This is a genomic window from Allobosea sp. P4_H5, from assembly GCF_056400825.1.
Genome location: NZ_JBFUKM010000002.1, coordinates 511,240 through 521,613 on the forward strand (window position 1 = coordinate 511,240; position 10,374 = coordinate 521,613).

Consider the following 10,374-nt stretch of genomic DNA (forward strand, 5'->3'; position numbering starts at 1 on the left):
GTTCGATGTCCGCTAACCCGTGGTCAAAAGCAAAACGGCCGGGCATGCCCGGCCGTCCGTTGGTTTCGTCAAGCTGACGAAAGACCGGCTCAGGCCTTGGGGGCCTCGGCCTCGGCCGCAGCCGGGGCTTCCGCCTCGACGGTCGGGGGCACGATGGTAACGAGCGTCGGATTGTCGCGCGCCGTCAGCGTCACGCCGGCCGGGAGCTTGACCGCGTCGGCATGCAGGGTGTCACCAACCGCAAGGCCGGCGACCGAAACCTCGATGAACTCGGGGATGCTCTCGGGAGCGACTTCGATCTCGAGCGAGTGCTCGACGATCTGCAGGGCGCCGCCGCCCTTCAGGCCCGGCGACTGCTCCTGGCCGACGACGTGCACGGGAACCTCGACCTTGATGGTCTGGCCGGCGGCGACGCGCAGGAAGTCGACGTGGATCGGGAAATCCTTGACCGGGTCGAGCTGGTAGTCGCGCGGGATGACGCGCGTCTTCTTGCCGTCGACGTCGATCTCGAACAGCGTGGTCAGGAAGTGACCAGCATAGATCATCTGGCGGGTCTTGTTGGCATCGAGCGCGATGGCGACGGGCGTTTCGCCCGCGCCATAGATCACGGCGGGAGTGAGGCCCTGGCGACGAACTTCCCGGGCGGCCCCCTTGCCGACCTGGGCGCGCGCCGAAGCCTGAATTTGCTTCAAGGCGGTCATGTGTTTGATCCTTAGTTCTTCAAAAGACATGGCCGCCTGCCGGCGGCCATTGCGGTTCGCGCCCCTGCCTCCAAGGGTGTCAGTGGGGCGCAGGCAGGCTCATAGGCGAAACCGGGGACAATCTCAAGTCCGGAGCCGGATTTCAGGCGGCGCTGGCGGCCGGGCGCGGCAGTGACCCCGACGCCGCCCGGCTGAAACTGCCGACGAAGGCGGGCACCGCCTCGGCCGGCATCGGCCGCGAATAATGATAGCCCTGGCCGAGGCGGCAGCCCATTGCGGCCAGGCGCCGGGCCTGGCCGTCGGTCTCGATGCCCTCGGCCACGATCCGCATGCCGAGCCGGCTGGCGACGCCGATCAGCGCCTCGACGATCGCGCCGTTCCTGGTTCCGCCCTCGATGCCGGCGACGAAGGACTTGTCGATCTTGATCGTGTCGACCGGAAAATCGAGCAGGTGGGTGAGCGAGGCGAAGCCGGTGCCGAAATCGTCGAGCGCGACCAGGATGCCGCGCTCGCGCAGGGCTTCCATGGTCCGCGCAACCCCGTCGCGGCGCCCGCCCATGATCACCTGCTCGGTGATCTCGACGACCAGGTGCTCGAGCGGCACCTGCGCCCGCTCGAACGCCCTGACGATGCGCTGGACGAGATCGCCCTTCTGGAAGTCGGCGGAGGTGACGTTGAGCCCGACGAAGGGAATCGGCAGGCCCTCGCGCCGCCAATGCGCCATGTCGGCGGCGATCGCAGGGAGCATCTGGTTGGAGATGCGATGGGCGAGCTTGGGATCGAGCAGGGCGTCCTGGAACTCGCCGGCGGCCACCACACGCCCGTCGTCGAGACGTAAGCGCGCCAGTGCCTCCATGCCCCTGATCTCGCCGGTGTCGAGCCGGATGATCGGCTGGTAGTAGGGGATCAGGCGGCCGGCACTGAGCGCGTCGCCTACGCTGCGGATCGTCTGGATCCGCCGGGTCATCGAGGTCCGCAGGCCGCTCTTGAAGCGGACATAGCCGCCGCGCCGCGTCTCCTTGGCGTGGTAGAGCGCGAAATCGGCATTCTGGCGTAAGGTGACACTGTCGGCGCCGTCTTCCCCGGCGATGGCCCCGCCGATGGTGACGCTGGGGACGATGCTGGTTCCCTCGCAGTCGATCGGCTGATGCATCGCGGCGAGGATGGCGCCGGCGACGCCGCGCAGCTGCCCGGCCTTGTCGCAGCCGGGGACGAGGACAGCGAATTCGTCGCCGCCGATTCTGAACGCCATTCCCTCGGGCGCCACCGCGGCGAGCCGCGCGCCGACCGCCTCGATCAGCCGGTCGCCAACGGGATGCCCCATGGTGTCGTTGACCGCCTTGAGATGGTCGATGTCGATCAGGATGAGGCCGAAGCGCGACGAGGGCCGCCGTGTCGCCTGGGCGATCGCCTCGTTGAAGCGGGCCCGGTTCGGCAGGCCGGTCAGCGTGTCGAAATAGGCGAGGCGGTGATTGCGGGCGTTCACCTCCTCATGCTCGATCGCGATGGCGCAGAGATGCACGCAAGTCTCGACGATCCGGCGCTCGAATGGTGTCGCACCGCGCGGCTCGCGATAATAGAAGGCGAAGCTGCCGACGACGCGGCCGTCGCGTGCGGCGATCGGGCTCGACCAGCAGGCGTGCAGGCCGAGCGGCAGCACGAGTGCGCCATAGCCGTCCCAGAGCGAGTCATTGGCGATGTCGGTCACCTCGACCGGGCTCTTGCGGTAGATCGCGGTGCCGCAGGAGCCGACGCGAGGGCCGATCGGGATGCCGTTGATCGCTTCGCCATAGGATTGCGGCAGGCTCGGCGCTGCGAGCGGCCGCAGCCGGAAATCGTCGTCGATGGTGACGACCGAGCAGACGACGCCGGGAGCGAGCGCTTCGACCCGCTTACACAGCGTGGCCATGATCGCGGCCAGTTCCTCACCGCGCGCGATCGATTCCAGAATGGCGTGTTGCAGGGATTGCAGACGCTCGACGGAATCGTGACGGCGCATCGGGATACTCGGCGGGACGTGAAGAGCCATCATGCCGCAGGGGCATGAAACCGCCGTTTCCCGCTTAGGTCGAATTGTCGGCTTTCCCGTCCTCAGGCGGGAGAGAGCCCGATCCGCTCGTCGCGCCGGCGCAGCAGATGCATCAGCGGCAACGCCAGAAGCACCATCCAGGCCTTGCCGATGATCTGTCCGGTCAGGAAATCGAGGCTGCCGAAGGCGAGCCAGAGGAAGACCAGGCTGTCGACGACGAGGCCGAGCACGCTGGAGGCCGCGATGGCCGCGACGAAATGGCGGCGCTGCAGCGGGGTATAAACCGAGAAATCGGCGAGCTCCGACAACAGGAACGCCGTGGTCGAGGCCAGCACGATGGCCGGCGGCGCCAGCATCGCGGAGATCAGCGTGCCGATCGCGATCGCGCCGAGGCCGGCGAACGAGCCCAGGCGTCGCTGGACGATGTCGCGCAGGACGAGCGCGAGCCCGACCATCAGCACGCCGCTCGGCGCCTTGATGCCGGGCGCGACGGGCACGAGGCAGGGGCCGTCGGGCACGCAGACTGTGCCGACATTCCCGATCATCCAGTTGGCGAGCGGGATGGTCAGGGTGAAGAGGGCGAGGGCGACGTAGCCCTCGATCTGGCGCTGCCGATCAATCGTCATGGTTGGGTCCGCTGTCGTCCGGCGCGGCCTCATAAGCCGCAAAGCCCCTGGCTCGCAAGTCGCATGCCGGGCAATGGCCGCAGCCATAGCCCCAGGGATGGCGCTTGCTGCGGTCGCCGAGATAGCAGCTATGCGTGTCCTCGACCACCAGTTCGAGCAAGGGCTCGCCGCCGAGCTCCTTCGCCAGGGCGAAGGTCTGGGCCTTGTCGCGCCACATCAGCGGCGTATGCAGCACGAGCCTTCGGTCGAGCCCGAGCCCGAGCGCGACCTGCATCGCCTTGATCGTGTCGTCGCGGCAGTCGGGATAGCCGGAATAATCGGTCTCGCAGACGCCGAGCACGATGTGCTTGCAATCGCGGCGATAGGCCAGCGCCGCGGCGAAGCTCAGGAAGATCAGGTTGCGGCCGGGCACGAAGGTGGTCGGCAGGCCGGTCTCTGCGAAGGCGATTTCGCTCTCGCTGGTCAGCGCGGTGTCGGAGATCGCACCGAGGGTTTTCAGGTCGAGCAGATGGTCCGGCCCGAGCCGGTCGGCGTAGGCCGGTGCGAGGCCGGGCAGCCTGGCCCTGATCGTCTCGCGACACTCCAATTCCACGCGATGGCGCTGGCCGTAGTCGAAGCCGACGGTCTCGACGGCGGCGAAGCGCTCCAGCGCCCAAGCCAGGGCAACGGTGGAATCCTGGCCGCCGGAGAAGAGGACGAGGGCCCGGTCCGCGCCGGCCGAGATGGCCGCCATCGCGTGTCTCCCCTCAATCGAACAGGCTGGAGACGCTCGACTCGCTCGCGGTGCGCTCGATCGCCTCGCCCATCAGCCCGGCGATGGAGATGACGCGGATGTTGCGCGCCACCTTCACCGCTTCGGTCGGCATGATCGAATCGGTGATCACCAGTTCCTTGAGCTTGGAGGAGGCGATGCGCGCCACGGCGCCGCCGGAGAGCACGCCATGGGTGATGTAGGCGTAGACCTCGCGAGCGCCCTGGGCGAGCAGGGCCTCGGCCGCGTTCACCAGCGTGCCGCCGGAATCGACGATGTCATCGAGCAGGATGCAGGAGCGGCCCTCGACCGTGCCGATGATGTTCATCACCTCGGACTCGCCCGGCCGGTCGCGACGCTTGTCGACGATGGCGAGCGGCGCGTCGATGCGCTTGGCGAGCGCGCGGGCGCGCACCACGCCGCCGACATCAGGCGAGACGACCATGGCGTTCTTCCACTCGAGCCGGTCCTTGATGTCGCGCGCCATCAGCGGGGCGCCGAACAGGTTGTCGGTCGGGATGTCGAAGAAGCCCTGGATCTGGCCGGCATGCAGGTCGAGCGTCAGCACGCGGTCGACGCCGGCATGGGCGATCAGGTTGGCGACGAGCTTGGCCGAGATCGGGGTGCGGCCGGAGGCGCGCCGGTCCTGCCGCGCATAGCCGAAATAGGGGATCACCGCCGTGATGCGCCTGGCCGAGGAGCGGCGCAGCGCATCGGTGATGATCAGCAGCTCCATCAGGTGGTCGTTGGTCGGGAACGAGGTCGACTGGATGATGAAGACATCCTGGCCGCGGACGTTCTCCTGGATCTCGACGAAGATCTCCATGTCGGCGAAGCGCCGGACCTGGGCCCGGGCGAGCGGGACGTCGAGATGGCCGCAGATGGCTTCGGCGAGCGGGCGATTGGAATTGCCGGCGACGACTTTGAAGGAGGAGGCCATGCCGGGTGCACCCGAAACGCAGATAAAGGCGAGCCGCCCGAGCGGGGGGGCGGTCCAGTTTCGAAGGGCTCATAACAGCGTGATGACGCCGAGTCGACCGAAGAGGTGCGGCATCCCCATGCAAATGCTGCACTGCAGCGGGGCGGGGCGCACGTTTCGCGGGAAAGCGAAGAAGGCTTGCTCCGGAACCGCTTCGTCATTCCGGGTTCAGGCCTGGCGGCCTGCCCCGGAAAGACGGTGCGGTTCTACGTGAGCCCGGCGCCTAGCGCTTCTTCTCCGTATCCGCCTGGGCGGTGCGGGTCTTGCTCTTGGCGTCCGGTTTCGGCTCCGGAATCGGTGCGGTCGTCAGGAAGCTTGCGATCGCGTCGGCCGATTCGGACGCGGCCTTGGCGACGATGGTCTGGTCGATGCCGGCCCAGGGATCACCGCCGCCGCCGCGGCGGCCGAGGCTCTCGCCCTGGACGCGCTGGGCGCGCTTCTTGCTCTCGTCATAGACGTCCCAGACGAAGGCGAGCGCGGTCTGGCCGTCCTCGGTCGGCTGGGCCGTGAGGTAGCCGCGCACCCGGAATCGGGCCGGCTTGTCGCCGGGGACGATCTCCATCTTGCGCTCGGCCGCAGCTTCGCCGAGCAGGCCGGCGAAATGCGCCGTCACCTGGTCAGGCGCGCCCGAGATGCTTTGGACCGAGACCGGAACGCCCGGCGCATCGACGCGCGGTCGCGGCGCGGTCGCGGTGGTGGTTTCCTGGCAGCCTGCGAGCGCAAGCGCGGCGAGCGGCCCCAGGACGAGGCCGTTAAAACGTACCGACATGACGCCTCCCGCCCTTTGTTCGGGCTTGGATTGCTGGTCTTCCCTGCGGCGCTCGTTGTAAGCGCAACCATCCTGAAGGTCCAGACAGGGCAGTGGCGAGGCGAAACGAGGCGGTGGCGCCGCGGTGATTGCGCTCCCGGCGCTCCTTCGCCATATCTCCCGCGAGGGCGCATGGAGCGCCTGCCGGAGAGCTCCGATGGTCAGCACGTCCAACCGTATCCTCGACGACATCGCTCGGCTGGCGACCGATGCCGCCGGCGCGGCGCAGGGCGTGCGCCGCGAGGTCGAGACCGTGGTCAAGACCCAGATCGAGCGGCTGCTGCGCGATCTCGACGTGGTGACGCGCGAGGAATTCGAGGCGGTGCGCGAGATGGCGCTGCTGGCGCGCGAGGAGAACGACAAGCTCGCGGCGCGACTGGCGGCGCTCGAGGCCAAGTCCGAGTCGAAGTAACTCCTCTGTCAAGTTTGGCCAGCGGCCAGCCAACAGCTTCGCGTTGTGGACAGTCCCGCTAAGGGATTGAGACCGGCGTCGAATCCGCAGAGCTTGCATCGCGTACCGGGTGCCGACGGGCTCGATCAGAACCGCGCAGGTTCTGTTAGGGCTCCTGACTCGCCTGAGCTATCGTCGATGAAGAGAGGTGATTCGTCGGTAGGCTCTACTTGAGAGCCGGCCGATGAAGCGAAGATCGCGCTAGAGCACGCTCCGGTCAGCTTGCACCGCAAGGTGATCGGAAAAGCGTTCTCTATCTTAAGTTAGAGACGGATTTACCGATCAGATTGATCCAATCTGATCGGATCCGGCTCTGGTGATCTTCTGGTCGGGTTGCGTGCCTTACGCTTTTCCAGTCGCCGTGTTCCCGTTCTTGAACAGGCCGCACCTGCCGTCAGGGCCAGTGCCGGCTGTTGGACCCTGGGCATGATGGACCTTGATCTGGACGCTGAAACCGAACGCCCCTCCAACCCGCTCGATCTCGTCGAACGCCTCGCCGCACTGAACGACTGGAGCTTCGATCGCGACAGCGACGACGAGCTCTCTGTCTCCGTCACTGGTGGCTGGGCCGACTACCATGTCGCGATCACCTGGCTCGCGGAAGTCGAGTCGCTGCACATCGCCTGTGCCTTCGACCTCAGGGTGCCGGACCGGCGGCGCAACGAGGTGATGAACCTCGTCAGCCTGGTCAACGAGCAGCTCTGGCTCGGGCATTTCGACCTTTGGAGCCGCGAGAACGTGGTGATGTACCGCCACGCGCTGCTGCTCTCGGGCGGAGCCGAGCCGACAGAAGAGCAGGCCGCAGGCCTGATCAAGGCGGCGATCGACGCCTGCGAACGCTACTACCAGGCCTTCCAGTTCGTGGTCTGGGCCGGGAAGAACGCCCGCGAGGCGCTCGAGGGCGCGCTGCTGGAGACGGTCGGCGAGGCGTGAAAGCCAGCTGGCCCGGGCTTGACCGGGCCTTGCTTGGCGGTTCAGGTCCATGCGCAACCGCGCATCGACCGGAGACACGCCATGGCCAGCCCGCTTCCTGAGACCCTCACCCTCGTCGGTGCCGGCAAGATGGGCGGCGCCATGCTGGAGGGCTGGCTCAGCATCGGCGTGAACGGTGCGGGTGTCACACTGCTCGACCCGCATATCTCCGACGAGATGCAGGCCCTTGCCGCCGCCCATGGCATGAGCGTCAACCCTGCCGCGCCTGCCCCCGCCGAGGTGGTGGTGCTGGCGACCAAGCCGCAAATGCTCGATACCGCTGCCCCTGCCGTGCAGGCGCTGATCGGCCCGAAGACGCTGCTGATCTCGATTCTCGCCGGCAAGACGCTCGGCGATCTCTCGGCCCGCCTGCCCAATGCGAATGCGATCGTGCGCGCCATGCCGAACCTGCCGGCCTCGGTCCGCCGCGGCGTCACCGCCGCCGCGGCGGGCAAGGGTGTCAGCGAGGCGCAGCGGCAATTGGCCGATGCGCTGCTCGCCGGCGTCGGCAAGGTCGAATGGCTCGGCGACGAGGGGCTGATCGACGCCGTCACCGCCGTCTCGGGCTCGGGGCCGGCCTATGTCTTCAACATGGTCGAGTGCCTTGCGGCTGCCGGTGTCGCGGCAGGCCTGCCGGCCGATATCGCCGAGCGCCTGGCGCGGGCGACGGTCGAGGGCGCCGGCGAGATGCTGTTCCAGTCGCCGCTGCCGCCGGCGACCTTGCGCCAGAACGTGACCTCGCCGGGCGGCACGACCGCGGCCGCGCTCGAAGTGCTGATGGCCGATAACGGCCTGGCGCCGTTGATGCGACGCGCCGTCGCTGCCGCCAAACGCCGCGCTGAGGAGCTTTCGGGCTGAGGTGGCCTTTCAACCGCCCGGGTCACGCCCTAGCTTCTCTTCATCTGCTCACGACAGGAGAGACGTCGATGGCGCGCAAACCCGTTTCCCCCGAAGCCGAGAAGCCCGCCGCAAAGCCAGATCCGCGCCGCACCGTGGTCGATGCCCTGTTCCGGCTGGCGGCGATGCAGAGCTGGGACGAGATCGAACTGCCGGCAATCGCCCGCGAGGCCGGGATCAGCCTCGCCGAGTTGCGTAATCTTTTCCCCTCAAAGCTCGCCATCCTCGGCGGGCTCGGCCGCATCCTCGACGATGCCGTGCTGGCCGGGAATTCCGACGACCTCATCGAGGAATCCTACAAGGAGCGCGTCTTCGACCTGGTGATGCGCCGGCTCGATGCGCTCGCGCCCTACAAGCCCGGGTTGAAGGCGCTGATGCCGCATCTGCGGCGCCAGCCCCTGGCGCTCGCCGCGCTCGGGCGCAACTCGGTGAATTCCTGGCGCTATCTGCTGGCCTCGGCCGGCATCCCGACCGAGGACGATCTCGGCTCCGTCCGCGTCCGCGGCGCGACGCTGCTGATGGCGCGCGTGCTCGACACCTGGCTGGAGGATGACGAACCGGAGCTGTCGCGCACCATGGCCAAGCTCGACCGCGAGCTGAAGACGGCCGGGCAGATCATGGCGCGCGTCGAGGACGTCCACCGGCTGACGGCGCCGCTGCGCGGCTTGGCCCGCTCGCTCTGCTCGGGCGTGCGGCGCACGCCGCGGCGCGAGCGCATGCGCGGAGAAGAGAGCGACGACTACGCTCCAGCGATCTGACGGCAATCAGAGGTTGTGACCAGCAACTGCTGATTGTGGCAAAAAAGTGACAGTGTTAAGCGGGCATTAGCCAGTTCCGGCGAATGTGAAGAATCACGTTCGCGAGGGGCGATCTATGTCGGTGTTGAAGAAGCTTACCGGGCTGTCGATCAGCCGTTCGTTCGGGCTGGTCGCCATCCTGGCCGCCGTCGTCACGATTGCAAGCGTCGCGGTGACGCTCAATCAGGCCCGGATCGACATGCTCGATCTCAAGCGGGCCGAGGTGAAGAACGCGGTCGAGGCCGCCGCCTCCACGGTGAGCGCCTATGTGGCGAAGGTGGAGAAGGGCGAGCTCAAGGACGCCGACGCGCAGAAACTCGCGCTCGACGCCATCGCCAACGCCCGCTTCGACGACGGCAACTACTTCTTCGTGATCCGCTATGACGGCACGAACATCGCCCATGCCAGCCCGAAGCTGGTCGGCACCGACATGTCGGCGCTCAAGGACCCGACCGGTAAGCTCTTCGTCAAGGAACTGACCGACACGGCGCGGCTGAAGGGCGCCGGTTTCGCCGACTACATGTGGGTGAAGATCGGCGACAAGGATCCCTCGCTGAAGATCTCCTATGTGGCCGGCGTGCCGAAATGGCAGTGGGCGATCGGCACCGGCATGCATGTCCATGCCGTCGACGTGGCCTTCTACGGCATGATCAAGGACGTCGCCGTGGTGCTGGTGCCGCTGGCACTGCTGTTGCTCGGCCTTGTCGTCGTGTTGAGCCGCCGCGCCTCCGGGATGCTGCGTACCGTCTCCGGCAATATGAGCACGCTGGCAGCCGGCGATCTCAAGGCGCCGATCGCCTATCAGGACCGCCAGGACGAGGTCGGCAGCATGGCGCGCGCCCTCGTCGTCTTCCGCGACGCAGCGCTGATGAAGCAGCAGGTCGAGACCGAGAAGGCCCAGGCCGAAGCCGATGCCGGCGAGCAGCGCCGCGCGGCCGACACGCAGCGCAGCCTCAACGAGGCGCAGCGCGGTGAAGAGGCGAAGAAGCAGGCGGTTGTCGTCGACGCGCTCGGCGCCGGTCTTGAGCATTTGACCGAGGGCGACCTGACCTACCGGATCGAGGCTTCCTTCAGCGCCGAATACGCCAAGCTGAAGAACGACTTCAACGCGGCGATGGCGCATCTCGAAGAGACGATGCGTCAGATCGCGACCAATACGGAGAGCATGAAGGCGGGCGCCGGCGAGATCAGCCAGGCCGCCGACGATCTCGCCAGCCGCACCGAGCAGCAGGCCTCCTCGGTCGAGGAGACTGCGACGGCGCTCGACCAGCTGACCGCGACCGTGCGCCAGACCGCCGAGGGCGCGCGTCAGGCCAGCCATGCCACCACCCAGGTCAAGGGCGAGGCCGAGCAGTCCGGCCAG

The 10,374-nt window shown here is 67.5% G+C and carries 11 protein-coding genes; 5 read left to right on the forward strand and 6 right to left on the reverse strand.

The window, feature by feature from the left end; genetic code table 11:
* Positions 1 to 89: 89 nt before the first annotated feature.
* From AC1DS0_RS06440 to AC1DS0_RS06465, 6 genes are all read right to left on the reverse strand, one after another.
* Entirely contained in the window at positions 90 to 701 is a 612-nt protein-coding gene (locus AC1DS0_RS06440) for a 50S ribosomal protein L25/general stress protein Ctc (protein WP_476813536.1), read from the reverse strand.
* Between the two features lie 142 nt (positions 702 to 843).
* A complete protein-coding gene (locus tag AC1DS0_RS06445) occupies positions 844 to 2,700 on the reverse strand; it encodes a putative bifunctional diguanylate cyclase/phosphodiesterase (protein WP_476813537.1) in 1,857 nt (618 codons plus the stop codon).
* A gap of 92 nt (positions 2,701 to 2,792) precedes the next feature.
* Complete coding sequence (locus AC1DS0_RS06450; protein WP_476813538.1) at positions 2,793 to 3,356, reverse strand: VUT family protein; 564 nt, start codon at positions 3,354 to 3,356, stop codon at positions 2,793 to 2,795.
* Complete coding sequence (gene queC / locus AC1DS0_RS06455) at positions 3,346 to 4,089, reverse strand: 7-cyano-7-deazaguanine synthase QueC (RefSeq protein ID WP_476813539.1); 744 nt, start codon at positions 4,087 to 4,089, stop codon at positions 3,346 to 3,348. Before queC ends, AC1DS0_RS06450 begins: the two co-directional genes overlap by 11 nt.
* A 13-nt stretch (positions 4,090 to 4,102) precedes the next feature.
* Positions 4,103 to 5,047: a ribose-phosphate pyrophosphokinase gene (locus AC1DS0_RS06460; RefSeq protein ID WP_476813540.1), complete on the reverse strand. Its 945-nt coding sequence runs from the start codon at positions 5,045 to 5,047 to the stop codon at positions 4,103 to 4,105.
* 262 nt (positions 5,048 to 5,309) lie between these two features.
* Positions 5,310 to 5,855 (reverse strand): hypothetical protein, encoded by a 546-nt coding sequence (locus AC1DS0_RS06465; RefSeq protein WP_476813541.1) that lies wholly within the window; start codon positions 5,853 to 5,855, stop codon positions 5,310 to 5,312.
* Between the two features lie 196 nt (positions 5,856 to 6,051).
* On the opposite strand from AC1DS0_RS06465, the gene AC1DS0_RS06470 reads away from it, so the two are divergent.
* The 5 genes from AC1DS0_RS06470 to AC1DS0_RS06490 all read left to right on the forward strand — a co-directional run.
* Positions 6,052 to 6,306: an accessory factor UbiK family protein gene (locus tag AC1DS0_RS06470; RefSeq protein WP_057190753.1), complete on the forward strand. Its 255-nt coding sequence runs from the start codon at positions 6,052 to 6,054 to the stop codon at positions 6,304 to 6,306.
* A 465-nt stretch (positions 6,307 to 6,771) separates the two neighbouring features.
* The gene (locus AC1DS0_RS06475; protein WP_152012321.1) at positions 6,772 to 7,278 is read left to right on the forward strand and encodes a type III secretion system chaperone family protein; all 507 of its coding nucleotides are present in this window, start codon (positions 6,772 to 6,774) and stop codon (positions 7,276 to 7,278) included.
* Positions 7,279 to 7,359: 81 nt separating this feature from the next.
* The gene (proC, locus tag AC1DS0_RS06480) at positions 7,360 to 8,175 is read left to right on the forward strand and encodes a pyrroline-5-carboxylate reductase (protein ID WP_476813542.1); all 816 of its coding nucleotides are present in this window, start codon (positions 7,360 to 7,362) and stop codon (positions 8,173 to 8,175) included.
* Between the two features lie 68 nt (positions 8,176 to 8,243).
* On the forward strand, positions 8,244 to 8,972 hold the full coding sequence (locus AC1DS0_RS06485; RefSeq protein WP_476813543.1) for a TetR/AcrR family transcriptional regulator: 729 nt from the start codon (positions 8,244 to 8,246) through the stop codon (positions 8,970 to 8,972).
* A gap of 121 nt (positions 8,973 to 9,093) precedes the next feature.
* On the forward strand, positions 9,094 to 10,374 hold a 1,281-nt coding region (locus AC1DS0_RS06490), incomplete at its 3' end, for a cache domain-containing protein (protein WP_476813544.1).